The sequence below is a fragment of the Rhodanobacter sp. TND4EL1 genome, assembly GCF_054061035.1.
Window position 1 is genome coordinate 510,417 of sequence record NZ_JBSSDT010000002.1, and the last position, 24,600, is coordinate 535,016.

Sequence of the window (24,600 nt, forward strand, 5' to 3'; positions counted from 1 at the left end):
CGCGTCTGCCACCTTTTTCCGCCATTCCGCATGAGTGTCCTTCCATGAATGTTCTCTATCTCCTCGCGGGGCTGATCGCGGTGGCCCTTGCCGGCTACCTGTGCGTGGCCCTGCTCAAGCCGGAGTGGTTCGAATGACCACCAATGATCTTGTCCAGATCGGCCTGTTCCTGGCGGTGTTGCTGCTGCTGGTGAAGCCGGTCGGCAGCTACATGGCGCTGGTGTTTGCCGATGCGCCCAATGGCGTGACCCGCTTCGGTGGCCGGGTGGAGCGCGGCATCTATCGGCTGTGCGGCATCAGCCCGAGCGAGGACATGGGCTGGAAGCGTTATGCGCTGGCCATGCTGCTGTTCAACGTGCTCGGCGTGCTGGCGGTGTTCGTCCTGCAGCGCGTCCAGGGCTGGTTGCCGTTGAATCCGCAGCACTTCGGCGCGGTGTCGGCGGATTCGGCGATGAATACCGCGATCAGCTTTGTCACCAACACCAACTGGCAGGGCTACGGCGGCGAGACGACGATGAGCTACCTGACCCAGATGATGGGCATGGCAGTGCAGAACTTCCTCTCGGCCGCGACCGGCATCGCGGTGCTGGTGGCGGTGGTTCGTGGCTTTGCCCGCCGCAGTGCGAAGGGACTGGGCAACTTCTGGGTCGACCTGACGCGCAGCACCCTGTACGTGCTGGTGCCGCTGTCGCTGCTGATGACCTTGTTGCTGGTTTCGCAGGGCGTGGTGCAGAACTTCCATGCGTATGTGGATGTGCCGGTGGCGCAGACCACCAGCTATGCCGCGACGGTGAAGGATCCGGCCGGCCGCGATGTCATCACCCGCACGGCGGTCACCACGCAGACCCTGCCGATGGGCCCGGCCGCCTCGCAGATCGCGATCAAGCATCTGGGCACCAACGGTGGCGGTTTCTTCAACACCAACTCGGCGCACCCGTACGAGAACCCCACACCGTTCTCCAACTTCATCGAGATGCTGGCGATCTTCCTGATCCCGGGCGGCCTGTGCGTGATGTTCGGCCGGCTGGTGGGCGATCGGCGCCAGGGCCGGGCGATCCTGGCCACGATGCTGGTGATCTTCGTGCCGCTGGCGATCGCGCTGGTGGCGGCGGAGCAGGCCGGTAATCCCGCACTGCACGGCCTGGCGGTCGATGCCCACGCGTCGGCGCTGCAGGCCGGCGGCAACATGGAAGGCAAGGAAACCCGCTTCGGCATCGCCTCCAGCGGCCTGTTCGCGGCGATCACCACGGCCGCCTCGTGCGGCGCGGTCAATGCGATGCATGACTCGTTCACGCCGCTGGGCGGGATGATTCCGATGTGGCTGATGCAGCTGGGCGAGGTGATCTTCGGTGGCGTCGGCTCGGGCCTGTACGGCATGCTCGCGTTCGCCGTGGTGGCGGTGTTCATCGCCGGATTGATGGTCGGTCGCACGCCGGAATATCTCGGCAAGAAGATCGAGGCGCACGAGATGAAGATGGCCAGCCTGGCGGTGCTGATCCCCTGCGCTCTGGTGGTGATCGGCACGGCGATCGCGGTGATGGTGCCGGCCGGCGCGGCGGGCGTGGCGAATCCCGGGGCGCACGGTTTCAGTGAAATGCTGTACGCGGTCACCTCGGCCTCGAACAATAACGGCAGCGCCTTCGCGGGGCTCTCGGCGAATACGCCGTTCTGGAATGCGCTGCTGGGCGCGTGCATGTTCCTGGCCCGGTTCCCGCTTGCCATCGCGATGCTGGCCATGGCCGGTTCGCTGGCGGCCAAGCGCCACGTGCCCGAATCCGCCGGCACCTTGCCCACGCACACGCCGCTGTTCGTCACGCTGCTGGCCTGCGTGGTGATCGTGGTTGGCGCACTCACCTTCCTGCCGGCACTGGCCCTGGGGCCGATCGCCGAGCAACTCATGTCCACCATGGGGCACTAATCCGATGACTTCACACTCCCAAGCCGCGCGCGGTTTCGATCGCACGCTGGTGCTCGCGGCCATGGCCGATGCGTTCCGCAAACTGTCGCCGCGGATGCAGTTCCGCAACCCGGTGATGTTCGTGGTGTTTGTCTGCAGCGTGCTGACCAGCTTGCTGTGGCTGCAGGCGCTCACCGGTCATGGCGACGAACCCACCGGCTTCATCTTCTGGGTCAGCCTGTGGCTGTGGTTCACCCTGCTGTTCGCGAATTTCGCCGAGGCATTGGCCGAAGGGCGCGGCAAGGCGCAGGCCGATACCTTGCGCAGTTCACGCAAGGACGTGCTGGCGAAGAAGCTCGCGTCGGCCGACCGTCTGGCGGCGATCACCTTCACGCCGTCCAGCGAACTGCGGACCGGCCACCATGTACTGGTGGAGGCGGGCGACGCCATGCCGGGCGATGGTGAAGTGGTGGCTGGCGCGGCCAGCGTCGACGAGAGCGCGATCACCGGCGAATCCGCACCGGTGATCCGTGAATCCGGCGGCGATCGCAGCGCGGTCACCGGTGGCACCCGCGTGCTTTCGGACTGGCTGGTGGTACGCATCACCAGCAATCCGGGGGAGAGCTTCCTCGATCGCATGATCGCGATGGTGGAAGGCTCCAAGCGCCGCAAGACGCCCAATGAAATCGCGCTGACCATCCTGCTGGCGAAGTTCTCGCTGATCTTCCTGCTCGCTTGCGCCACGTTGCTGCCGTATTCGATCTACAGCGTGCAGGCGGCGGGCAGCGGCAATCCGATCACGCTCACCGTGCTGATCGCCTTGCTGGTGTGCCTGATCCCCACCACCATCGGTGCACTGCTGTCGGCGATCGGCATTGCCGGCATGGACCGGATGATTCGGGCCAACGTGATCGCCACCTCCGGCCGCGCGGTCGAGGCCGCCGGCGACGTCGATGTGCTGCTGCTGGACAAGACCGGCACCATCACGCTGGGCAACCGCCAGGCGGTGGCGTTTCAGCCGGCGCCGGGCGTGGACGAACGGGTGCTGGCCGAGGCCGCGCAACTGGCTTCACTGGCCGACGAAACGCCCGAAGGTCGCAGCGTGATCGTGCTGGCCAGGGAAAAGTACGGCTTGAAGGAGCGTGAACTGGCCCCGGGCGAGGCGCAGTTCGTGCCGTTCACCGCGCAGACGCGGATGAGCGGGGTGGATCTCGGCGATCGGCATGTCCGCAAGGGCGCGCTGGATGCGGTGGAAAAGTACCTGGCGGCCCGGCAAGGTCATCTGCCGCCGTTGCTCAAGCGCATGGCCGAGGACATCGCCCGCCGCGGCGCCACGCCGCTGATCGTCACCGAAGGCGCGATCGCGCTCGGCGTGATCGAGTTGAAGGACATCGTCAAGGACGGCATCAAGGAGCGCTTCGCCGAGATGCGCAGGATGGGCATCAAGACCATCATGATCACCGGCGACAACCCGCTCACCGCCGCTGCCATCGCCGCCGAAGCGGGCGTCGATGACTTCCTCGCCGAAGCCACGCCGGAAGCGAAGCTCCAGCTGATCCGCGACATCCAGTCCGAAAACCGCCTGGTGGCGATGTGCGGCGACGGCACCAACGATGCGCCGGCGCTGGCCCAGGCCGATGTCGCGGTGGCGATGAACACCGGCACGCAGGCCGCGAAAGAGGCCGGCAACATGGTCGACCTGGATTCCAACCCGACCAAGCTGATCGAGGTGGTGGCGATCGGCAAGCAGTTGCTGATCACCCGCGGCTCGCTGACCACGTTCTCGATTTCCAACGACATCGCGAAGTATTTCGCGATCATCCCGGCCGCGTTCGCGACCACCTATCCGGCGCTCAACGCGCTCAACGTGATGCACCTGGCGACGCCGCAGAGCGCGATCCTGTCGGCGGTGATCTTCAACGCGCTGATCATCGTGGCGCTGATTCCGCTGGCACTGAAGGGCGTGAAATATCGCGCACTCGGCGCCGCCGCGCTGCTGCGTCGAAACCTGCTGGTCTATGGCCTGGGCGGCATGGTGGTGCCGTTCCTGGGCATCAAGCTGATCGACATGTCGCTGGTCCTGTGCGGACTGGCCTGACCCATCATGACCGTCATCTCATCCTCCTCATCCCATGGGCCGTCGTTCCGGCGCGATGCCTGGCCGGCCCCGGTCCCTCCTGGAAAGCGTCGCCGCACCATTCTGGCGACAGCGGAGTCTTGCCCCATGAAATTGCGTTCCCTCGCTGCCACGGCAGCATCCCTCGCCATCGGCTGCATCGCCGTCGCCCATGCCGATGACGCGCGCGCCGATGCGGTCACCGGCAACGTCGCGGTGACTTCCGACTACGTGTTCCGCGGACTGACCCAGAGCTGGGGCGGCCCGGCGATACAAGGCGGCGCCGATTACGCCAATCCCGCCGGTTTCGCCGCCGGTGTCTGGGCTTCCAGCGTCAGCGGGCGCAGCTACCCCGGCGGCGCGATGGAGCTGGACCTGTATGCAAATTACGGCCGCGCCATCAGCAGCGACTGGTCGTGGCGTGCCGGCCTTTACGGCTATGTCTATCCCGGTGCCAACCTCGACCACGCCGGCCTGCCTGCGCGCTCGTTGAACACCGCCGAGGCCAACGTCGCGCTGAGCTGGAAGCAGTTCACGCTGACCTACCACCGCGCGCTCACCGACTATTTCGGCGTCGATACGGAGCAGGGCTATCGCGGTGACTCGAAGGGCACGGGCTACCTTCAGCTGGATGCCGCGATACCGCTGAGCGAGCTGTGGAGCCTGACCCTGCATGCCGGACATACGCACTACACCACCACCCTGGTTGCGCCGTTGGCCAACGGCGCGCGCAGTCCCGATTACAGCGATTTCGACGCGACATTGCAGTATCGGCTGGCGCGCCATTGGTCGCTGAGCGGGGGGATGACTTATGCGACGCATCCGGACTTCTATCGCCGCAGCGCCAGCTTTCTCGATGCCGGCGACACCCGCAACGTCGGCGGCGCGCGGGGATTCCTGATGCTGCAGGGAGTCTTCTGAAACGCCGCTCCCCCTGATCGCAACAGTCACGGCCGGCCATCGCGGCCGTGGCATTCACCGATACCGAGACCGCCATGAGCAAACTACTGCGTCAATCATTGTCCCTGTTGCTGTTGATGACCGTCATCACCGGGTTGCTGTATCCGCTGGCCGCCACCGGACTGGCCCAGCTGATCTTTCCGAGCCAGGCCAACGGCAGCCTGATCGTCAGGGACGGCAAGCCGATCGGCTCGGCCTTGATCGGTCAGTCATTCACCGAGGCGAAGTACTTCTGGGGCCGGCCGTCGGCCACCAGCCCGAATGCCTACAACGCCGCGTCCTCGTCCGGTTCCAACCTGGGGCCGACCAATCCGGCGCTCACCGACGCGGTGAGGCAACGCATCGTCGCGCTGCGCGCGGCCGATCCGGGCAACCTGGCACCGGTGCCGGTGGATCTGGTGACGACTTCGGCCAGCGGACTCGATCCGCAGATCAGCCCCGCTGCGGCGCAGTACCAGCTGGCCCGCGTGGCAAGGGCGCGTGGCATGGCGGCAACGCAGGTGCAGGCGCTGGTGAACCAATACACTGACGGTCGCCAGTTCGGCCTGCTGGGCGAACCGCGGGTCAACGTGCTGGAGCTCAATCTCGCCCTGGACGCTGCCCCGACGCATGGCGGGTAATCCGGTTAACGTAGCGGCATTCCAACGGCAGCACCTGTTCCCATGAGCGACCCCACCCGCGAAGCCCGTGCCGATGCCCTGCTCAGCACCGCGCACGATGAACGCAACCAGCGGCTGAAGGTTTTCCTCGGCGCCGCTCCCGGCGTGGGCAAGACCTATGCGATGTTGTCCGCGGCGCGGGAGCTGAAGCGGCAGGGCGTGGATGTGGTGATCGGCCTGGTCGAAACGCATGGCCGCGCCGACACCGCCGCGCTGCTCGAAGGGATGGAGGTCCTGCCGCGTCGCCCGGTGACGTATCGCGACCGCCAGTTCAGCGAGTTCGACCTGGACGCCGCGCTGGCGCGCAAACCGGCGGTGCTGCTGGTCGACGAACTGGCGCACGGCAATCTGCCGGGCGGTCGTCACCAGCGGCGCTGGCAGGACATCGCCGAGCTGCTCGATGCGGGCATCGAGGTCTACAGCGCGCTCAACGTGCAGCACCTGGAAAGCCTCAACGACCAGGTGCGCCGGATCACCGGCATCACTGTGCGCGAAACCGTCCCCGATGCATTCCTCGATCGGGCACGTGACATCGTGCTGATCGATCTGCCCCCGCGCGAGCTGATCGGTCGGCTGAAGCAGGGCAAGGTCTACGTGCCGGAAACGGCGGCCGCGGCGCTGGACGCGTTCTTCTCGCCGACCAACCTGGCCGCGTTGCGCGAGCTGGCGCTGGGCACCATTGCCGACCATGTCGACAGCGACCTGCGCGAGCACATGCTGGCGCGCGGCAGCGCGATGCCGGTGCGTCGCCGGGTGCTTGCGGCGATCGACGGTCATGGCCAAAGCGAATACCTGGTGCGGGTGGCCCGGCGCATCGCCGAGCGTCGCGGCGCGCCCTGGAGCGTGGCCTTCGTCGATACCGGCAGCCGGCTCGATCCTGCCCGTCGCGAACAGCTGGATGCGGCGATGCGGCTGGCGCGCCGACTCGGCGGCGAGGCGTTCATCCTGCGCGGCCACGCCATCGCCGACGAGCTGCTGGCGCACGCCGATCGCGAAGGCGTCGGCCAGATCATCATCGGCCGTACCCGCGAGCGCATCGTGGCGCGCATGCTGGGCCGCTCGCTGACCCAGCTGCTGCTGCGCCGTGGCGCGCACATGGAGCTGACCATCATCGCCACCCCGGGCGAGCGGGCGAAAGCGCGTCGGCGGCGGCGTTTGCCCGTGACCGGACGCGCACGCGGCGAATACCTGTATGCCACGCTCGCCACCCTGGTGGCGTTCGGCCTGGCGTTCATCGCCGATCGCTACCTGTCCGTGGCCAATCTGTCGCTGATCTTCCTCACCGCGGTGCTGATGGTGGCCGCGCGCACGCGCATGACGGTGGCCGTCTATACGGCCGTGCTGTGCTTCCTCGGGTACAACTTCTTCTTTGCGCCACCACGCTACACGCTGGCCATCGCCAGCCTCGACGACGTGCTGGCGGTGGCCTTGTTCCTGCTCGCGGCGCTGGTCTGCAGCCGCCTGGCCACGCGGCTGGCCAGCCAGGTGGAATCCCTGCGTGGCGCGCACGTGCAGGCGCGTGCGTTGCTCACGCTCGGCCAGCAGCTGACCAGCAGCACGGACGCCGGCGGCATCCGTGATGCTGGCAGCAAGGCACTCGCGCATGCGCTGCGCTGCGATGCGGCGATCCTGGCCCGCGATGCAGCGCAGGTTTTGCGCGTGGCGGCAAGCGTGCCGCCGGGGCGCGCGCTGTCCGCACAGGACCTGGCCGCCGCCGACTGGAGCGACCGGCATGGCGAACAGGCCGGCCGCTATACCGACACCTTGAACGGTGCGCCATGCTGGGTGCTGCCGCTGGGCAGCGAGGGCCGTCCGCTGGGTGCGGTGGCACTGCGCTTCGATCCGGCGCAGGGCGAGCCTGATCCCGACCAACGCAGTCTGGCGCTGGCGATGTCGCAGGACATCAGCCAGGCGCTGGAGCGCGCCCGATTGTCCGATGAACTGGAAGGCGCGCGCGTGCAGGGCGAAACCGAGCGCCTGCGCAGCGCGCTGCTGTCCTCCGTCTCGCACGACCTGCGCTCGCCGCTGGCCTCGATGATCGGCGCGGCCGGCACCCTGGTCAGTTACGAGGAAAAGCTGCCGCCGGAGGAGCGACGCGAACTTCTGCAGGCGATCCTCGGCGAGGGTCAGCGGCTCGATCGCTACATCCAGAACCTGCTCGACATGACGCGGCTCGGCCACGGCACACTGAAACTCAACCGCGACTGGACCGACAGCGCCGAGATCGTGGCGGCCGCCGTCACCCGCCTGCGCAAGCTGTTTCCGGACCTGCATGTGGAAACGATGGCACCGCCGGATACCGTGCTGCTCTACGTGCACCCCGCGCTGATCGAGCAGGCCTTGTTCAATATTCTCGAAAACGCCGCGCGCTTCTCGCCGCCGGGCCAGCCGGTGCGTGTCATGGTGCAGGTGCACGGCGAACACTTGCTGATCGACGTCAGCGATCGCGGCCCGGGCATTCCGGACGACGAGCGTGCGCGCATCTTCGACATGTTCTACTCCGTGTCGCGCGGCGATCGCGCCAGCCAGGGCACCGGCCTCGGCCTGGCGATCTGCCGTGGCATGATCGGGGCCCATGGCGGCAGCGTGGAGGCCTTGCCCGGCGACGGCATCGGCACCACCATCCGCATCAGCCTGCCGTTGCCGGCGCCACCCGAAACGGACTCATGACCTCAGCCGCACCGCGCATCCTGGTGATCGACGACGAAGCGCAGATCCGCCGCTTCCTCGACATCGGCCTGCGCGCCGAAGGCTACGAAGTGCTGCTTGCCGCCAACGCGGCCGACGGCCTGGCGTTGGCAGCCACGCAATCGCCGGACCTGGTGATCCTCGACATCGGCCTGCCCGATCGCGAAGGCCACGACGTGCTCGCCGAACTGCGCCAGTGGAGCCAGGTATCCGTGCTGATGCTGTCCGTGCGCGATGCCGAAAGCGAAAAAGTGCGCGCGCTCGATCATGGCGCCAACGACTACGTGACCAAGCCGTTCGGCATCCAGGAATTGATGGCGCGCCTGCGCGCGCTGCTGCGCAATCGCGCCGGCGAACCCGAACTGCCGCCGCGCTACGACGACGGCCACCTCGCCATCGACCTCGCCCGCCGGGAAGTGAGTCTGGACGGCACCCCCGTCGCGCTGACCCGCAAGGAATACGCCGTGCTGGAACTGCTGCTGCGCCACAGCGGCCGCGTAGTCACCCAGCAGCAGGTGCTGCGCGAAGTGTGGGGCCCCACCCATGTGCAAGACACCCACTACCTGCGCATCGTGCTCGGCAAACTGCGCCAGAAACTCGGCGACGATCCGGTGTCACCACGCTGGTTGAAGACGGAGCCGGGGGTGGGGTATCGGTTTCTTGGGGGCGGTTGAGGGTTTGAGGGTGGCTGGTGTCGGCCAAAAGCGGACCTAGATCCCTAGGTGGTTTCCGCCACCAACACTGAATAATGATCAGGGTCCACGCGCTCCAATGCCTGCATGACGCGCTCTACCATCCCTCGCGACATTGCGGGGAAGTCGGAGAACTCCAGTAGGCGGAGCGTTGATGCACTATGCGACCCCTCGTCCACATACCTTGCGACCGCGCCTCGCTCCACTTCGTCGTCGAACAACACATCAAGCTTGGTCAGGTAGCCCTTGGGTGTGGGCCGCCGGAAGCCGAGATACATCTCCAAGAACCGTCTGAGCAAGTTCGGACAACTCAGGTAAGCATCAACCTCCAGGCTAGTGCTCGCTTGGAACTGGCGTAGGCAATAGAAGACGTGGTGATAGTCGGAACGGAACTTCGCCAGGTGATCCGGCAGCACGAGAAGCTGGCTGGCACCTCCCCCCTGCCGGTAGATGAGATATGCCACATGCTGCGGCTTGAAATTACCTCCGCGGCCAGCCCAGTCCTGCTTGATCGTGTTGAAAAACTCCGAGTTGTGCGTCGAAATGAAGAGCTGCCGACACGTCTTTAGGCTCGTGATGAGCAGGTAGGCCACGTCATAGATGTGGTTGGCGTCCAGGCTGCAGATCGGGTCATCCACGAAGACGACCAGATCCTCAAGCCGCTGATCGTTCTGTCTCAAGCTAACCAGGAAGTATGCCAGTGAGATCGCCGTCCGCTCACCATCACTCATATTGGTGGCCGGCTGACCTTCGCGGATGAATTGGATCCGATTGTCCTGAGCCTGCTCGACGGAGATGCTCGGTCCAAGCAACCGTTTCAGTAGTCCGTTGATTTGGCTTGTGGCCACCGAACTACGCTGTAGCTCGGTATTGGCCGTCACCGCTTGCGCCGCGATCTTCTGCCCGACGGTCTTGATTCGCTCCAGATCCGCTTCAACTTGGCTCAAGAAGGCGATCGCTTCCGCCGCTCCGGGGTCGAGCACAAACCGGGCTGCGAAGTGCTCCTTCACTTTCTCGGCTGCGCTCCGACGCCTGGAAGCAAGTTCGTCACACGCGCGGTTGTGGTCGTCCTTTGCCTGATGAAGCTCCGCAAGGATGACCGTCAACTCGGGAGCTTGATCTTCAACTGCCCCCACGGTGAATGCCGTCTCCATATTGGCAAGCTTCTTCCTCAGCAGGCCAGCCCAAATCGCACGAATCTCGCTTTCCCGAGCTTCCCAAGCCGAGAGCCGACTCAGTGCTGCCTGGACCTTGGCCCGAACATCGGGAACCCACTCCTTTTCATGAGGGAACGTGTGTGCCTGCCTAGGCTGTTCCAACTGTCCGATTGCCGCCGTGATGGCAGCGTGCTGCCGGCGATATTCGTCGGAGAAATGGTTAGCGTAAGCTTCCAGCGCTTGCGCCGCATCGTTTCCACAGAAGGCGCAGGTCGTACTGTGCTCATGAAATCGCAGGCCGGTACGCACCCAATCGCTCAGTGCGGGGTCGTCAGCCAAGCGCTTGATCGTGTTCTGCCTGGGTGTCTCCCGCAACAACCCAGCGACGTCATCTACCCTAGACGGGAGCGGAGGGATCACCACTGGCAGGTTGCGAATGGGAGCGAAGTCACTCTGGTCGCGCGCCTGGTTGACCAATACTTGCAAAGTGGAGGCGTCGAGAAGATGGTCATCCAGCGCGTTCAGGCTTTGCTGGATTCCTTTCAGGTTTGGTGCCCTAAAGTCGCGGACACCCAGCATCGTTCCGCACTCTCTGGCTAGGTCGGTTGCCGCTTTCTCCTTGGCGGCACTGGTCTCGCCCTGCTTCTTTTGGACCGAGCGATACATCGCCAACACACGTTCCCGCCGTCGGGTCAACGACGCGATGCGGTTACTCAGCCGAATGTTGTCTTCGCCCACGATGAACAAGGCAGGCGCTTGCGTGTAGTCGTCCCGCTGCAGGTTTGCGTCAATGAAGTCCCGGTTGAAGATGCAGACGGGGACCCGCCCCCGATCCTTCTCTTTCCGGCTATCCAATACATCCTGCCCAACGCTGACTCGTACAAATGCGCCGGTCGGCAGCCGATTTGTGGAGGTCTTGTTCAATAGCCCGAAGACACGGGAAAGGGTTGTCTTGCCGGAAGCATTCCAGCCATAGATCAAGTTGTATCGAGCGAAGTCAGGTGCTGGGCTCGTTCGTCCGTCATAGCCGTCCCAAACTGCCGATTGAGAAATGGATTCAATTCGTCGAAACATACTTCCCCCTGAAAGCATGGCTCTTCATGAGCGCCTACCTTGCCGACAATCTACCGCAGTGCGTTTTGTCGTCGCTGCCACCGATCCCAGCACCGACCGCTTTGGGTCGGAAGCGGACATCCTATCGCTCTCCCGGCAGCCTATTTCGGAGTCTTCGACTTCTTGGAGTTGGGTCTCTTTAGCTGAGGCTTTCCACGCGCCTCGGACAATGCGACGAAGACTTTTCCGGCCGCACCATATAGATCAGACGCTAGCCTTTCCGCCCGCCCAGCAAAGTCTTGCAGCTCACTCAGAGTGATTTGTCTTTCCTTATGGAGCGCATTGATGACTTCTTTATGGAATATGGTTCCGTCGGCGCGCTGATAGATATTCATAACCAACGGGTTATGCGCGATGAGATTTCGAGTCGAGGTCATGATTCTCGCCTCTTCGAGTTTGGTCGCGAGCTCGACAAATATTTCGCCTCGGTAAGCGCTTAGAATCTCGGTGATCAGCTCAATTCGGTGCGCAAGCCCGAGCTTAGCGGTTGATCGCACAATTGAGTCCAGCGGAATTTGTTCCAGACAGGCCACGGTGACGTGTTCGAAAGATCCAAACGCAACGAATGCCTGTCCTATAGCCTCAGCCCACTTTCCAGTTAGGTCGACCAGCTTAGCCATTACGCCTCCTGTTAGCTGTGGACAGAACCTATTCGCGTCATGGCGAGGCGCACCGGCGATCGCCCCTGAACTTCTTGAAGATTATGCGATGTCCGCAATGGGTCGCAAACGGACAGTTCCAGCAAGCTGACCTTGCCCCCGAGGAACGTATCCCTTGCATCAACCCGTTCCCGGCACAGCGATGTGGCGGGGTTCTCTTTGCTGCTCACTCCGACCAACGTCGTTATGATCGACCGGCACGCACGATAGGGGAAGGGAGTCATGCAGGAATACAAACCTGGCGCTTCGGTGCCGCAACAGACGAAGCAACCCACGCCAGTGGCAAGCGCGGCACCTGTGCCCGCGCATCCGGCTGACTCGGGTGTCAGCTACGTCATGCAGGCCGCCAAAGCCGCACCTGCTGGGGCTGCACCCGATTTCTTGGGTGGGTGGGGGCCAGCCGGCTTAGCGTTTTTTGGCGTGATAGTGACGCTGGTGGTGAAGTGGATTTTCGATGCCAAAAAGCGGAGGTTCGACGCCAAGCGCAAGCTCTACCTTGACGTGGCAGACGCGCTCCATGACGGGGCCGCACTTTTCGGTTCGTTCGGGAACATGCAACTGCAGCTCACCGAAATCATGAATCGCTTTGACAGCGTCATTAAGCGGCTTTCCAAAGCTGAAGTGGTCGCCGGAAATGACCTCCTGCGCGCCCTCGCAAATCTAAAGAACTTTGGAGGCGGCAAGTTTGGTGAATTCCTCAATGAGCGGATGAAAGCCGAAAAACCCACCATGGACATCCAGATCAATGTGCCACTGCACCAGCAGTTGCAGGCAGACATTGAATGGTGCTTGGCCGAGCAGCGCCGGCTAAACGTAGAAGGTCCACACGATCAAGCTGGATACCAGCGATTCCAGCGCGTGCAAAATCAATTTAACCAATCGCAGCAGAGACGACAAGAATTGATTGACAAGGACAAAGCCAGCCATGACCAGATCATGGCTGCCGTTCTGAAGCTGGCAGAGATGAGCACAGTCTTCTCCCGCGAGGTTATACCTTTGCGCGTAGAAGCACTTTCACAGATGCGCGAAGAATTGGATTTTGCGTTCGACGCTGGGGCCTATCGGTCTTTACAAGAGGACATGGCTACTAAAGCCGCCAACATGATCGAAAATACCGCGAAGGCAACGAAGGACGTGTTTGAGGACAAGTCGTCTACTGGCGAGTGACGTCGCACCTGGCGGGCGCAGCTTCGGGCACAAAGAGCAATGTCTAGAATGTCCGCTACGGGTCGAAATCGGACATCCATAACTCGCCCAACAGTAGTGGTGACGACAGCCACCGCTACTGACTAGTGGGGGCTGGCGACTCCACTCTTGGTAACGCCCTCAAGTGTTCGCGATCTGCTCCAATGCCACGACGACTCGCCCACGGCAGCCACCCATGCAACGATCGCTTCCCCGTTGGCTGCTCGCGCTATTCTTCGTCGTCGCGGGTATGTTGCACTTCCTGTTCATCGCGAACTACATGGCGATCATGCCGACATGGTTGCCCTGGCATCGGGCGCTTGTCGTCATCAGCGGCTTGTTTGAGGTGGCCGGTGGGCTTGGGGTGCTGTGGCATGTCACGCGTCGTTGGGCGGGGTACGGGTTGATCGCCTTGTGTGTGGCGGTGCTGCCGGCGAATGTGCAGATGCTGTTGAATGCGCAGGCTGCGCATGCGTCCGGCTGGTGGTTGACGCTGCTGTGGATGCGTTTGCCGTTGCAGATCCTGCAGAAACCCGGGTCAGAGTGCACTTCCAGACGTTCGCTTAAGCAGAAACCCGGGTCGAAACCCGGGTCAGAGTGCACTTCCAGACGTTCGCTTAGGGTCGAAATCAGACATTCGGACTTTGCCCGGCTGCGGCGGTGACGACAACAGCCCTACTGGCAAGTGAGAGCTGCCGACCTCATTCTTCAGTGCCCTCAAGTGTTCACGATCTGCTCCAATGCCACGATGACTCGTCCACGGCAGCCACCCATGCAACGATCGCTTCCCCGCTGGCTGCTCGCGCTGTTCTTCGTCGTCGCGGGTATGTTGCACTTCCTGTTCATCGCGAACTACATGGCGATCATGCCGGCATGGCTGCCTTGGCATAGGGCGCTCGTCGTCATCAGTGGCCTGTGCGAGGTCGCTGGTGGCCTTGGCGTGCTGTGGCATGCCACGCGTCGTTGGGCGGGGTACGGGTTGATCGCGTTGTGTGTGGCGGTGCTGCCGGCGAATGTGCAGATGCTTCTGAATGCGCAGGCTGCGCATGCGTCCGGCGGGTGGTTGACGCTGCTGTGGATGCGTTTGCCGTTGCAGATCCTGCTGATTGCATGGATCTGGCACGCCACCCGTCGGCGCGCGGACTGATGGGCATCGAGGACGTGATGGCGCAGACCATCCGCCCAGCATCGCCGCACGCTGGCTCGGGGAATCCGGTACTGCCCGTTCAGTAGCGCTGGGGCAGCGGCGTGGAGGGCATGGCACCCAGATTTGGCTGATGGATGCCTGTGGGGTAGGCGAGGTGCGACCGTCGGCTGAATGATGCCCCGGATCGCATGGCACTTGTTTGGGGGCAATCCGGCTTCCCACCGTTCGCGCTGAGCGTAGCCCGCGCTGCGGGCGAAGTCGAAGCGCCGCCTGGGACGGACAAACCTTCACCGACGGCCCTTCGACTTCGACCTTCGTTCTACGCTCAGGGCGAACGGGCGTTGAGCAGGTGCCATGCTGCCCCGGACCCTTTGCGTGGGCTAAGTCCGTGCCTCATGGCGGTCGGCGTTCCAGCGCCGTTCGAGCCTGCGTTGGGGCATCCCTGAAGCCGGCAAAACCGTGGCGGGGCCTCGCTTCCGGTGCGGACGAGCCCTGTCGGAGTCGGCCCACGCCGCGGCGGGGCTCGCGCAGGTGGCATCGGTCGCCGGCGCGGTTATGATATCCAGCCAGCTTCATCACTCCGGCCGCAACCCATCGAAGAATTTGCGGCCGGCTCAACCGAGGACACACCCATGGCACGTGGCGTCAACAAAGTCATTCTGGTCGGCAACCTTGGCTCGGATCCCGAGCTTCGCAGCACCGGCAGCGGCACCAGCATCTGCAGCTTCAGCCTGGCCACTTCCGAATCCTGGACGGACAAGCAGAGCGGCGAGAAGCAGGAGCGTACCGAGTGGCACCGGATCAAGATTTTCGGTCGCCTGGGCGAGATCGCCGCGGAGTACCTGAAGAAGGGTCGTCAGGTCTACATCGAAGGTTCGATCCGCACCGACAAGTTCACCGGCAAGGACGGCGTGGAAAAGTATTTCACCGACATCATTGCCAGCGAGATGCAGATGCTGGGCAGCAATGAAGGCGGCGGCGGCGGTGGTGGTGGCGGTGGCTACCAGCGCGAGCGGCCGCAGAGCGGTGGTGGCCAGCGCCAAGGTGGCGGCAATTACGGTGGCGGCCAGTCGCGCGGTGGCGACAACTACGGCAACGAATCGCGCCAGGCACCAGCTCCCGCTCCGGCCGACAACGGCTTTGCGGACGACGAGATTCCGTTCTAAAAAATCACCTTGGTTCGACCTTCAAAAGAAAGGCGGCAGTCGCAGGACTGCCGCCTTTCTTGTTGCCAGCGGACGCCGTTCAACGCTGCATGGTCACGGCATGGTGTAGCGGTTGTTGCCGCGGTCGATGTCCGGCAGCGCGTGCGCGGGATCGATGCTGACGGATCTCACCGGCTTGCTGCCGTCCACGTGGACCACGTAGCTGCGGTGCTGCTGCCAGGTTTCCACCGGCACGCGCACCTCCTGCTTGCTGCCGTCGGCGTAGGTCACTTCCAGGGTGGAAGGCATCACCAGCTGGTCGAGATTGGCCACGGTGACATCGACGCCCTTGCGGTAGTCGCCGTCGGTGTAGGCGGCCTTTTGCACGGCGAGGTCGAGCGTCCAGTTGTGCTCGTACCAGCCGCGCCAGAACCAGCCGAGATCCTCGCCGGTTTCGCTTTCCATGAAGCGGAAGAAGTCGGACGGGCTGGGGTGCTTGTAGGCCCAGGTGGCGATGTAGCGGCGGAAGGCGGGGTCGAAGCGTTCCGGCCCGATGATCTGCTCGCGCAGCAGCACCATGCCGAACGCACCCTTGAAGTAGGTGATCGGGTGGCGGTATTTCTCCGGCACCATGTCGGCGCCGATCAGCAGTGGCGGCGCACTTTTGTCCTGCATCACCTTGGCGATCTCGTCGGCCGGGTTGCCGCCGCCGGGTGCGTATTCGCTGTCGCGCTTGGGTGCGTATTCGCCGTGGTTGAAGGCGTCGTCTTCGTAGACGTCGATGAAGGTGTTGAAGCCTTCGTCCATCCACGCGTCACGGCGCTCGTTGCTGCCCACGATCATCGGGAACCAGATGTGCCCGATCTCGTGCGCGATCAGCATGTGCAGGCTCTTGCCCTTGGCATGCTTGGAATCGAAGGTGATGCCGGGATATTCCATGCCGCCGGCGGTGCCGGCCTCGTTGATCGCCACCGGCCACGGGTAGGGATACCACTGCTTCGAGAAGTATTCGGTGGAAGCTTTCAGGAATTCGGTGGCGCGACCCCAGGCGCCATCGCCGCCGCTTTCGACCGGATACACCGACATCGCCAGCGCAGTCTTGCCTTCGGGCAGGTTGATGCGGGCGGCATCCCACACGTAAGCCTTCGACGCGCCGAACGCCACGTCGCGGGTGTTGTGCATGCGGAAGTGCCAGGTCTGCGTGCCGCTTTGCTTTGGTCGGCTGGATGGCTCGGTGACTTCCTCGGCGCTGCGGATCATCACCGTCTTGTCGCTGTGGCGAGCCTGCTCCAGGCGTTGCTGTTCGGTTTTGGTCAGCACGTCCTGCGGGTTCATCAGCTCGCCGGACCCGGCCACGATCATGTCCCACGGCACGGTGATGGCGTAGTCGAAATCACCGTATTCCAGGTAGAACTCGCTGTTGAGGTACGGCGCGGTGTCCCATCCGCGCAGGTCGTCGTACACGGCCATGCGGGGATACCACTGCGCGATCTCGAAGATTTCGCCATTCTTGCTAGCGTTGACGTCCATGCGTCCACCGAACTCGCCCGGGACGGTGAAGCTCCAGGTGATGTGCAAGCGCAGCTGGCCGTCTTTCGCTTTCAGCGGAGTGGGCAGCTGCACCTGCATGCGGGTGTCGGAGACGATCCACTTCACCGGCGTCTTGTGGCCTTTGGCGTCCTCGACCTCGATCGAGGCGATCTTGTAGCCGTCGGTGAATTCGGTGGGGAACTTGCCGCTGGTGAACGCGCCGCGGGCGTCACGCTTGTAGCGGTTCTGGTCCAGCTGCAGCCACAACACGTCGAGCGCGTCGGGACTGTGATTGGTGTAGCTGATCACCTCGCTGCCGCTGAGCAGGCGCGTGGCCGGATCGAGCGCGGCGGTGATCTTGTAGTCGGCGCGGTTCTGCCAGAACAGCGGGCGGGGCTTGCCGCTGGCCGAACGGTAGGCGTTGGCCGGTTGCGGATAGCTGTACGGCGCGAACGTCTGCTGCGGATCGTAGGTCGAAGCACTCTGGTCGGCGGCGAAGGCCGGTGCGATCAGCAGCATGGCGAGTGCGGCGGCCAGCGGTGGCGTGAAGTGCTTCATGCGATGCCTTGAGGAAGTTGGAGGTTTACGGCGTGCCGCCGCGGCGGATCAGTGCCAGCACTTCGTGGCAGGCGCCCATGGTGTGGTAATCGGTCTTGCCGGCCGGGCTCTTGTCGTCGTCGTATTTGCGGTTGTCGCGGGTGAGGATGCGGTACCACGCGCCATGGCGGTGATCGACCAGATGCTGCCACGCATAGGCCCACAGGTTCACGTACCAATCGTCATAGGCGGCCAGTCCGGTGTGTTCGTGCAGCAGTGCGGCAGCGGCCAGCGATTCGGCCTGCACCCAGAAATACTTGTCGTCGTCGCACACGCTGCCGTCGGGTGCGAAGCCGTAGCAGATGCCGCCGTGCTCGGGGTCCCAGGCGCGTGCCAGCGCGGTATCGAACAGGTGCTGCGCGGTCGGCAGCAGCCAGTCCTGCACGATGCCGCGCTCGCGCAGCAGCGGGTCCATGATCAGCAGCAGCTTGGCCCATTCGGTCTGGTGACCGGGCTGGAAACCCCACGGGCGGAACAGGTGCTTCGGATCGTCGCGGTGGTAGTCCCAGTCGATGTTCCAGTCGCGGTCGTAGTGTTCCCACACCAGCCCGTCGGCCTGGGCCGCCTGCCTGCGGGTCATGTGGTCGGCAAGGGTCAGCGCGCGTTCGAGGTAGCGCGGTTCGCGACTGGCCTGATACGCCGTCAACATCGCCTCGCACATGTGCATGTTCGCGTTCTGGCCGCGGTAGTCGCTGAAGTGCCAGTTTGCGTCGGCTTCGTCGCGGTACAAGCCGGCATCCGCATCCCAGAAGTGCTGCTCGAGCAGGTGCCAGGTTTCGTCCATCCAGGCAGTGGCTTCGTCGATGCCGGCCTTGCGCGCGCTGGCGTAGGCGAGCAGCACGAAGGCAACGCCGTAGGCGTGGTTGGTGCGGTCTTCCGGCTGGCCGTCGCGGATCGTCCAGGCGTAGCCGCCGCTGCGCGGATCGCGATGCACCTCGCGCAGGTAGCGCAGGCCGTGGCGCGTGGCGTCCAGATAGGCGTCGCGAAGTGTCGCGTCATCGCCGAACTCGATCGCCGCCATCGCGTAGTTGAAAACGAAGCGGGTGCTGCTGACCAGGTGCCGATGGCGGCGATCGTAGATCGTGCCGTCGTCCTTGAAGTAGTGGAAGAAGCCGCCTTCGGGATCGATCGCGTGCGGGTGGTAGAACGCCATGGTCCGCGCAATGTGCGCGCGCAGGAACTGGGCGCAGCGGAAGTCGGTGTCGGGCGTATGGGGAAGATCGTTCATGCGTGCTGCTCCATGAAGGTCAGCACCTGGGCGGTGCCTGGCATGGCGGAGAATGAACCACGCATGGTCACGGTCAGTGCACCGCAGGCGGCGGCAAAGCGCAGCATCGCGTGCAGGCACGGGAGTTCGGTGACCAGGTGGTCGAGTCGGTCGGGGACGGGTTCCAGTTCGGCGAGGCGGCACAGCAGGCCGCCGACAAAAGCGTCGCCGGCCGCGGTGGAATCGATCACTTCGACCGGGTAGCTCGGAAATTCGCCTTCGGCATCGGGATGGAACCAGCGGATCGGGCCGCCGCCGTCGGTCACCACCAGCAGGCGGGTGCGACCGAGCCATAGCCGCTCCAGTGCCGCCGGTTCGCCGTCGACCGCCAGGTAGCTGAATTCCTCGGCCGACATCTTCACCACATCAGCCAGATGCAGGGCCGGCCACAGCAGGGGGCGCGCATCCACACCGGCCGGCCACAGGGCGGGGCGCAGGTTCACGTCGAAGCTGACCAAGGCCCCGCCTGCATGCGCGCGCTGCATGCCGTCGCGGGTGGTCGCGGCCAGTTCCGGCTCGGTCATGCTGTTGGAGCAGACATGGAAGACGCTGGTATCGCTGAAGGCATTGCCGCGGAAGTCGGCGGGCCGGAACAACAGGTCGGCCGAGCGGTCGCGATAAAAACTGAAGCTGCGTTCGCCTTCCGCGTCCAGGCTGACCAGCGCCAGTGCGCTGTTCGCCGCGTCGGTGCGGACCACGTCCTCGGTGCCGACGCCGGCACGTTGCAGGCTGTCGAGCAGGAAGTCACCGAAGCGATCCCGGCCGAGCATGCCGGCGAAACGTGCTTGGCCACCAAGCCGTGCCGCGGCAACGGCCACGTTGGCGGGCGCGCCACCGGCGAATGGCACGAAGCGAGCCGCAAAGCCATGCTCGTCGACGCCTTCGGCATGCAGGTCGATCAGGGCCTCGCCGAAACACAGGATGGAGTGAACCGCCATCTCAAGCGCCCCGCTTTGTGTCAGCGGCGGGGAGGCTGCGGATACGCGAACCGCTCAGGCCGTAGAACACGATGTACAGGTAGCACAGCAGTGGCAGGAAGAACGCGTGCTGCAGGCCGATGTGGTCGGCGAAAACGCCTTGCACGTAGGGGATGATCGCGCCGCCGACGATGGCCATGATCAGCAGGCTGGACGCCTTGCTGGTCATCGGTCCCAGCCGCTCGATGCCGAGCGCGAAGATGGTCGGGAACATGATCGAGTTGAACAGGCCGATCGCGATGATGCTGTACATCGCCACGTCACCCTTGCTGAGCATGGTGGTCAGCACCAGCAAGGTGTTGATCGACGCGAACGCTGCCAGCAGCTTGCGTGGGGAGAACTTCGCCATCAGCGCCGAGCCGACGAAGCGGCCGACCATCGCACCACCCCAGTACCACGACACGTAATGCGCCGCCTGCTGTTCGCTGATGTGGCCGATGTCGGGCATCGACAGGTAATTGACCATGAAGCTGCCGATCGATACCTCGGCGCCCACGTAGAAGAAAATGCCCAGCACGCCGAACAGCACGTGCGGATGACGCAGCACGTCGGCATAGCTGTGGTGGCCCGTATCGGACTGATCGGTGGCCTCGCTCAAGGCAGGCAGGCGAAACAGCCAGACGAACAGGGCGAGCAGGAACAACACCACCGCCAAGCCGATGTACGGAAACTGCACGGCCTGCGCCTGCTGGGTGTCGTACAGCACGCGTTGAGCCGGTTCCAGCGCCGCAAGTTGTTCGGGGTTCTTGACCACGTTGGACAGGATCAGCAGCCCGCCGAACAGCGGCGCCAGCGTGGTGCCGAGCGAGTTCAGCGCCTGCGCCAGGGTGAGTCGACTGGAACTGGTCTGCTCCGGTCCGAGCAGGGCGACATAGGGGTTGGCCGCCACCTGCAGCACGGTGATGCCGGTGGCCAGCACGAACAGTGCACCGAGGAAGGCGGCGTAAAGATGCAGGCTGGCGGCAGGCCAGAAACCGAGCGCGCCGACGCCTGCAATCGCCAGGCCGGCCACGATGCCCTTCTTGTAGCCGACCGCGGCGATCAGCCGGCCCGCCGGCATCGCCATCAGGAAGTACGCACCGAAGAAGGTGAATTGCACCAGGATCGCCTGCGCATAGCTGAGCTGGAAGATCGACTTCAGGTGCGGGATCAGGATGTCGTTGAGGCAGGTCAGGAAGCCCCACATGAAGAAGATGGTGGTGAGCACGCCCAGCGCCATCGGATTGTCGGTATAGCGCTGGCGCTGCTCGCCGGGGCGGGGCGCGGTAGCGTCGGGCGGAGTGACAAAAGCCATGGGCGTCTTCCTGAAAGTGGAGTCAGAGGGCAGGGGGTGGGCAGCTGCTGGCACGAACCACCAGCTGCACGGCGGCAATGGTGCGCCGGGTATCGGCCGCCGGGTCGCGCAGGCGTTGCAGCAGCATGTCGGCAGCCTGGCGGCCGCGCGTGCGTGGTGCGGAAGTCAGGGTGGTCAGTGCCGGCATGCACAGCGCAGCCTCGGCAATATCGTCGAAGCCGGTCAGCGCGATGTCGTGGCCCGGGCGCAGTCCGCGCTGGTTCAGACCCAGCATCAGCCCCATCGCCACCGCATCGTTGTAGCAAACCACGGCGGTGGGCGACGGTTCGGCGGCGAACAGGGCGGCGGTGGCGGAGGCGGCATCCAGCCGCGTCGGCGCGCATTCGACATCCCAGTGCGAGGCGATGGCCAGGCCGGCTGCCTGCATCGCCTCGACATAGCCGCTGTGCCGCTGTCGGCATGAACTGGATTCGCGATGACCGCCGAAAAAGGCGATGCGCTGATGGCCCTGGCTCAGCAGATGTTCCGTGGCCAGCTGGGCGCCACGACGGTTGTCCAGCGCCAACAGGTCCCAGTGCGCATATTCGGGCAGGTCGCCGCCCAGTTCACGGTTGAACAACAGCACCGGCATCTGTCCACCGACGGCAGCCAGCACCTGCGCGGCGTTGCTGCCTTCGGCGGGCGACAGGATGATGCCCGCCGGGCCGTGTTCGATCAGCGATTCGAGCACGGCCTGCTCGCGCTTGGGCGATTCGCTGGTGCAACCGAGCAGGGTGACGAAACCGCTTTCGCCCACGACCTCATCGACGCCAGCGGCAAATTCCGCAAAGAACGGATTGGCCAGGTCGTTGAGTACCAGGGCGATGCTCGAGGACGTCTGTCGGCGCAGGTTGGCCGCCGCGCGGTTGTAAACGTAACCCTGCTTGCGCAGCTCCGCCTCGACGCGGGCCCGGGTGTTCTTGTTCACCAGCGGGCTGTTGCGCAATACCAGCGATACGGTGGCACGGGAGACACCGCAGCCGGCGGCGATGTCGACGAGGGTGATCTTGCGTCGGATGGGTGAGGCGCTGTCCATGGTCCTGCCTGATTTGGAACGATCCAAATGTACCTGATCCCTCGACCCAATGGGCAACTCGCGAAGTTCTGCAACGCAGCATGCGTGGCCGAGTATTCGATGGTAGCTTGCAGTATTTGGAACGATCTAAATTTCTGGAGAAACCTCATGGCCCGTCCCTGGCTGATCTCGCTGCTGGTCGCGGCTGCCCTGACCCCGGCCTTTGCCGCGGCAACGCCGGGACATGCCGGCGCGGTGGATCCGCGCATCGGCACCGGTGGCGACGGGCATACCTTTCCCGGCGCCACGGTGCCGTTCGGCATGATCCAGCTGTCGCCAGATACCGCGATGCCGGATTTCAAGCACGCCTACAAGTGGGCGGCGGGCTACCAGTACGGCGACAACAGCATCCTGGGTTTCTCCCATACCCACTTCTCCGGCTCCGGCCATTCGGACCTGGGCGATGTGCTGGTGATGCCGATTGCCGGCGACGTGCGGCTGGAGCCGGGCGATCCGGCGAAGCCGGGCAGTGGCTACCGCTCGCGCTTCTCGCACGCCAGCGAAGTGGTGCAGGCGGGCTATTACGCGGTCACCCTGGACGACTACGACGTGCGCGCCGAGCTCACCGCGGGGCGCCGGATCGGCTGGCACCGCTACACGTTCCCCGTCGGCAAGCCGGCGCACGTGCTGCTGGATCTGCGCCCGAGCATTTACGACTACGCAGGCAAGGTGCTGTGGTCGAGCCTGCGCGTGCACCCCGACGGCACGGTCACCGGCTGTCGCACCACCCGCGGCTGGGCGCCGGGACGCGAATTGTGTTTCGCGATGCGTTTCTCGCAGCCGATGACCTCGCGTGAACTGCTGAACCGCGAGACCGATGTCACCTACAAGGGCTTTGCCGGCCCCGGCAATCATGCCGAGGATCACGATGCCCAGAACGGTCGCGCACTGGTTGGCGTGTTCGACTTCGGCAAACTCAAGCAGCCGCTGGAAGTGAAGGTGGCGATCTCCACGGTGAGTGAAACCAACGCCGTGGCCAATCTCGACAAGGATGGCGCGGGCTGGGATTTTGACGCGCGCCGGGCCGAGGCGACGGCCGACTGGAACAAGGCGCTGGCGGTGATCGACGTCGACGCACCGAAGACCGCCAGCACGATGTTCTACACCGCGCTGTACCACGCGATGCTGTCGCCCACGCTGAGCATGGACGTCAACGGCGAGTACCGCGGGCCGGATCACGCAGTGCACCGGGCGAAGGATTTCGAGTTCTACTCGACCTGGTCGCTGTGGGACGTGTACCGCGCGCAGCAGCCGTTGATGGTGCTGTTGAATCCGCAGCGAAGCACCGATTTCATCCGATCGCTGATTGCCGCACGCGAGGCCAGCCCGTTCGGCATCCTGCCGGTGTGGGCGTACCAGGGTCTGGAAACATGGTGCATGATCGGCTATCACGCGGTGCCGGTGATCGCCGATGCGTACATCAAGGGCGTGCGTGGTTTTGACGTCGACAAGGCGCTTGAGGCGATGGTGGCCAGCGCGACTTATGGCCCGTACGGCGACCTTGCCGATTACATGAAGCTCGGCTACGTGCCGATCGACAAGGAACCCGAAGGCGCTTCGAAGACGCTGGAATACGCCTATGACGACTGGTCGCTGGCGCAAATGGCCAAGGCGATGGGCAAGAACGACATTGCCGCCACGTTCGAAAAACGTGCCGGCAACTGGCGCCATGCATGGGATCCGAAAACCGGCTTCATGCGCGCGCGGTTGAGCGACGGCAAGTTCCGCGAACCGTTCGATCCGGAAGCGGCCGGCTATGGCAGCGACTACACCGAAGGCAACGCCTGGCAGTACTCGTGGTACGTGCCGCAGGACGTGGCCGGGCTGATCAAGGCGATGGGCGGCGACGCGAAATTCATCGCGAAACTTGACGCCCTGTTCGACGCGAAGATCGATCCCGCCCACTTCAAGAACGTCGAGGACATCACCGGCCTGATCGGCTGGTACGCACACGGCAACGAACCCAGCCACCACATCGCCTACCTGTACGACTATGCCGGTGCGCCGTGGAAGACCCAGGCCCGCCTGAAGCAGATCATGGACAGCCAGTACGCGGCGCGCCCGGATGGCTTGAGCGGCAATGACGACCTGGGCCAGATGTCGGCGTGGTACGTGTTCACCGCGTTGGGCTTCTATCCGGTGACGCCGGGAAGTGACATGTATGCCATCGGCCGGCCGTTCGTGTCGCGCGCGGCAATCCATCTGGGCGGCGGTCGCACGTTCACGATCACTGCTTCGCCGCTGGATGATGCGCATCCCTATGTCGGCTCTGTCACGTTGAACGGCAAGCCGCTGGACGGCCCCTGGTTGCATCACGGCCAGATAACGGCAGGTGGCGAGTTGCATTTCACCATGCAGGCCAAGCCGGCTCCCGCAGCGAAAGCCGCGCCATGAGGGTCCCGA

19 protein-coding genes are annotated in these 24,600 nt (G+C 64.3%); 12 read left to right on the plus strand and 7 right to left on the minus strand.

The window, feature by feature from the left end; all coding sequences use genetic code 11:
* The first annotated feature begins 44 nt into the window (after positions 1–44).
* The 7 genes from kdpF to ACVWWQ_RS08940 all read left to right on the plus strand — a co-directional run bounded on the left by kdpF (position 45) and on the right by ACVWWQ_RS08940 (position 8,994).
* On the plus strand, positions 45–137 hold the full coding sequence (gene kdpF, locus ACVWWQ_RS08910; RefSeq protein ID WP_133947997.1) for a K(+)-transporting ATPase subunit F: 93 nt from the start codon (positions 45–47) through the stop codon (positions 135–137).
* Positions 134–1,918, plus strand: a complete 1,785-nt coding sequence (gene kdpA, locus ACVWWQ_RS08915; protein ID WP_133947995.1) for a potassium-transporting ATPase subunit KdpA — start codon at positions 134–136, stop codon at positions 1,916–1,918. The genes kdpF and kdpA overlap by 4 nt, the downstream gene beginning before the upstream one ends.
* Before the next feature lie 4 nt (positions 1,919–1,922).
* Positions 1,923–3,995: a potassium-transporting ATPase subunit KdpB gene (gene kdpB / locus ACVWWQ_RS08920; protein WP_133947993.1), complete on the plus strand. Its 2,073-nt coding sequence runs from the start codon at positions 1,923–1,925 to the stop codon at positions 3,993–3,995.
* Between the two features lie 126 nt (positions 3,996–4,121).
* Positions 4,122–4,934 carry a TorF family putative porin gene (locus tag ACVWWQ_RS08925; protein ID WP_133947991.1) on the plus strand — a complete coding sequence of 271 codons (813 nt, stop codon included), beginning with the start codon at positions 4,122–4,124 and terminating at the stop codon, positions 4,932–4,934.
* A gap of 74 nt (positions 4,935–5,008) precedes the next feature.
* The gene (kdpC, locus tag ACVWWQ_RS08930) at positions 5,009–5,593 is read left to right on the plus strand and encodes a potassium-transporting ATPase subunit KdpC (RefSeq protein ID WP_133947989.1); all 585 of its coding nucleotides are present in this window, start codon (positions 5,009–5,011) and stop codon (positions 5,591–5,593) included.
* A gap of 42 nt (positions 5,594–5,635) precedes the next feature.
* Positions 5,636–8,302: a sensor histidine kinase gene (locus tag ACVWWQ_RS08935; RefSeq protein ID WP_133947987.1), complete on the plus strand. Its 2,667-nt coding sequence runs from the start codon at positions 5,636–5,638 to the stop codon at positions 8,300–8,302.
* Positions 8,299–8,994: a response regulator transcription factor gene (locus tag ACVWWQ_RS08940; protein ID WP_133947985.1), complete on the plus strand. Its 696-nt coding sequence runs from the start codon at positions 8,299–8,301 to the stop codon at positions 8,992–8,994. Before ACVWWQ_RS08935 ends, ACVWWQ_RS08940 begins: the two co-directional genes overlap by 4 nt.
* A gap of 44 nt (positions 8,995–9,038) precedes the next feature.
* On the opposite strand, the gene ACVWWQ_RS08945 is transcribed toward ACVWWQ_RS08940, so the two are convergent.
* Both ACVWWQ_RS08945 and ACVWWQ_RS08950 read right to left on the minus strand, forming a co-directional pair.
* A complete protein-coding gene (locus ACVWWQ_RS08945) occupies positions 9,039–11,243 on the minus strand; it encodes an AAA family ATPase (RefSeq protein WP_133947983.1) in 2,205 nt (734 codons plus the stop codon).
* A 140-nt stretch (positions 11,244–11,383) separates the two neighbouring features.
* On the minus strand, positions 11,384–11,902 hold the full coding sequence (locus tag ACVWWQ_RS08950) for a hypothetical protein (RefSeq protein ID WP_133947981.1): 519 nt from the start codon (positions 11,900–11,902) through the stop codon (positions 11,384–11,386).
* A 261-nt stretch (positions 11,903–12,163) separates the two neighbouring features.
* On the opposite strand from ACVWWQ_RS08950, the gene ACVWWQ_RS08955 reads away from it, so the two are divergent.
* From ACVWWQ_RS08955 to ssb, 4 genes are all read left to right on the plus strand, one after another.
* On the plus strand, positions 12,164–13,108 hold the full coding sequence (locus ACVWWQ_RS08955) for a hypothetical protein (RefSeq protein WP_133947978.1): 945 nt from the start codon (positions 12,164–12,166) through the stop codon (positions 13,106–13,108).
* Between the two features lie 214 nt (positions 13,109–13,322).
* On the plus strand, positions 13,323–13,790 hold the full coding sequence (locus tag ACVWWQ_RS08960; RefSeq protein ID WP_208321576.1) for a DoxX family protein: 468 nt from the start codon (positions 13,323–13,325) through the stop codon (positions 13,788–13,790).
* Positions 13,791–13,898: 108 nt separating this feature from the next.
* Positions 13,899–14,273: a DoxX family protein gene (locus ACVWWQ_RS08965; protein ID WP_133947976.1), complete on the plus strand. Its 375-nt coding sequence runs from the start codon at positions 13,899–13,901 to the stop codon at positions 14,271–14,273.
* Between the two features lie 632 nt (positions 14,274–14,905).
* On the plus strand, positions 14,906–15,439 hold the full coding sequence (gene ssb / locus ACVWWQ_RS08970; RefSeq protein WP_133947975.1) for a single-stranded DNA-binding protein: 534 nt from the start codon (positions 14,906–14,908) through the stop codon (positions 15,437–15,439).
* A 93-nt stretch (positions 15,440–15,532) separates the two neighbouring features.
* Here the strand turns inward: ssb and ACVWWQ_RS08975 are convergent, their stop codons facing one another.
* From ACVWWQ_RS08975 to ACVWWQ_RS08995, 5 genes are all read right to left on the minus strand, one after another.
* The gene (locus ACVWWQ_RS08975) at positions 15,533–17,506 is read right to left on the minus strand and encodes a M1 family aminopeptidase (RefSeq protein WP_133947972.1); all 1,974 of its coding nucleotides are present in this window, start codon (positions 17,504–17,506) and stop codon (positions 15,533–15,535) included.
* Positions 17,507–17,531: 25 nt separating this feature from the next.
* The gene (locus tag ACVWWQ_RS08980) at positions 17,532–18,773 is read right to left on the minus strand and encodes an AGE family epimerase/isomerase (protein ID WP_133947970.1); all 1,242 of its coding nucleotides are present in this window, start codon (positions 18,771–18,773) and stop codon (positions 17,532–17,534) included.
* Complete coding sequence (locus tag ACVWWQ_RS08985) at positions 18,770–19,750, minus strand: carbohydrate kinase family protein (protein ID WP_133947968.1); 981 nt, start codon at positions 19,748–19,750, stop codon at positions 18,770–18,772. The genes ACVWWQ_RS08980 and ACVWWQ_RS08985 overlap by 4 nt, the downstream gene beginning before the upstream one ends.
* Position 19,751: 1 nt before the next feature.
* Positions 19,752–21,008, minus strand: coding sequence for an L-fucose:H+ symporter permease (gene fucP / locus ACVWWQ_RS08990; protein WP_457383409.1), 1,257 nt, complete (start codon positions 21,006–21,008; stop codon positions 19,752–19,754).
* 97 nt (positions 21,009–21,105) lie between these two features.
* A complete protein-coding gene (locus ACVWWQ_RS08995) occupies positions 21,106–22,158 on the minus strand; it encodes a LacI family DNA-binding transcriptional regulator (protein WP_099654585.1) in 1,053 nt (350 codons plus the stop codon).
* 147 nt (positions 22,159–22,305) lie between these two features.
* Here ACVWWQ_RS08995 and ACVWWQ_RS09000 point away from each other — a divergent pair, with 147 nt between their 5' ends.
* Positions 22,306–24,591, plus strand: coding sequence for a GH92 family glycosyl hydrolase (locus ACVWWQ_RS09000; RefSeq protein ID WP_133947964.1), 2,286 nt, complete (start codon positions 22,306–22,308; stop codon positions 24,589–24,591).
* Positions 24,592–24,600 lie beyond the last annotated feature (9 nt).

Bases quoted from the DNA above. Each gene is read 5' to 3' on its own strand.
- ACVWWQ_RS08940 (WP_133947985.1), top strand. From the start codon at position 8,299: ATGACCTCAGCCGCACCGCGCATCCTGGTGATCGACGACGAAGCGCAG.
- ACVWWQ_RS08975 (WP_133947972.1), bottom strand. From the start codon at position 17,506: ATGAAGCACTTCACGCCACCGCTGGCCGCCGCACTCGCCATGCTGCTG.
- kdpB (WP_133947993.1), top strand. From the start codon at position 1,923: ATGACTTCACACTCCCAAGCCGCGCGCGGTTTCGATCGCACGCTGGTG.
- ACVWWQ_RS08945 (WP_133947983.1), bottom strand. From the start codon at position 11,243: ATGTTTCGACGAATTGAATCCATTTCTCAATCGGCAGTTTGGGACGGC.
- ACVWWQ_RS08925 (WP_133947991.1), top strand. From the start codon at position 4,122: ATGAAATTGCGTTCCCTCGCTGCCACGGCAGCATCCCTCGCCATCGGC.
- ssb (WP_133947975.1), top strand. From the start codon at position 14,906: ATGGCACGTGGCGTCAACAAAGTCATTCTGGTCGGCAACCTTGGCTCG.
- ACVWWQ_RS08960 (WP_208321576.1), top strand. From the start codon at position 13,323: ATGCAACGATCGCTTCCCCGTTGGCTGCTCGCGCTATTCTTCGTCGTC.
- ACVWWQ_RS08950 (WP_133947981.1), bottom strand. From the start codon at position 11,902: ATGGCTAAGCTGGTCGACCTAACTGGAAAGTGGGCTGAGGCTATAGGA.
- kdpF (WP_133947997.1), top strand. From the start codon at position 45: ATGAATGTTCTCTATCTCCTCGCGGGGCTGATCGCGGTGGCCCTTGCC.
- ACVWWQ_RS09000 (WP_133947964.1), top strand. From the start codon at position 22,306: ATGGCCCGTCCCTGGCTGATCTCGCTGCTGGTCGCGGCTGCCCTGACC.
- ACVWWQ_RS08980 (WP_133947970.1), bottom strand. From the start codon at position 18,773: ATGAACGATCTTCCCCATACGCCCGACACCGACTTCCGCTGCGCCCAG.
- ACVWWQ_RS08995 (WP_099654585.1), bottom strand. From the start codon at position 22,158: ATGGACAGCGCCTCACCCATCCGACGCAAGATCACCCTCGTCGACATC.
- fucP (WP_457383409.1), bottom strand. From the start codon at position 21,008: ATGGCGCTGGGCGTGCTCACCACCATCTTCTTCATGTGGGGCTTCCTG.
- ACVWWQ_RS08965 (WP_133947976.1), top strand. From the start codon at position 13,899: ATGCAACGATCGCTTCCCCGCTGGCTGCTCGCGCTGTTCTTCGTCGTC.
- ACVWWQ_RS08985 (WP_133947968.1), bottom strand. From the start codon at position 19,750: ATGGCGGTTCACTCCATCCTGTGTTTCGGCGAGGCCCTGATCGACCTG.
- kdpA (WP_133947995.1), top strand. From the start codon at position 134: ATGACCACCAATGATCTTGTCCAGATCGGCCTGTTCCTGGCGGTGTTG.
- ACVWWQ_RS08935 (WP_133947987.1), top strand. From the start codon at position 5,636: ATGAGCGACCCCACCCGCGAAGCCCGTGCCGATGCCCTGCTCAGCACC.
- kdpC (WP_133947989.1), top strand. From the start codon at position 5,009: ATGAGCAAACTACTGCGTCAATCATTGTCCCTGTTGCTGTTGATGACC.
- ACVWWQ_RS08955 (WP_133947978.1), top strand. From the start codon at position 12,164: ATGCAGGAATACAAACCTGGCGCTTCGGTGCCGCAACAGACGAAGCAA.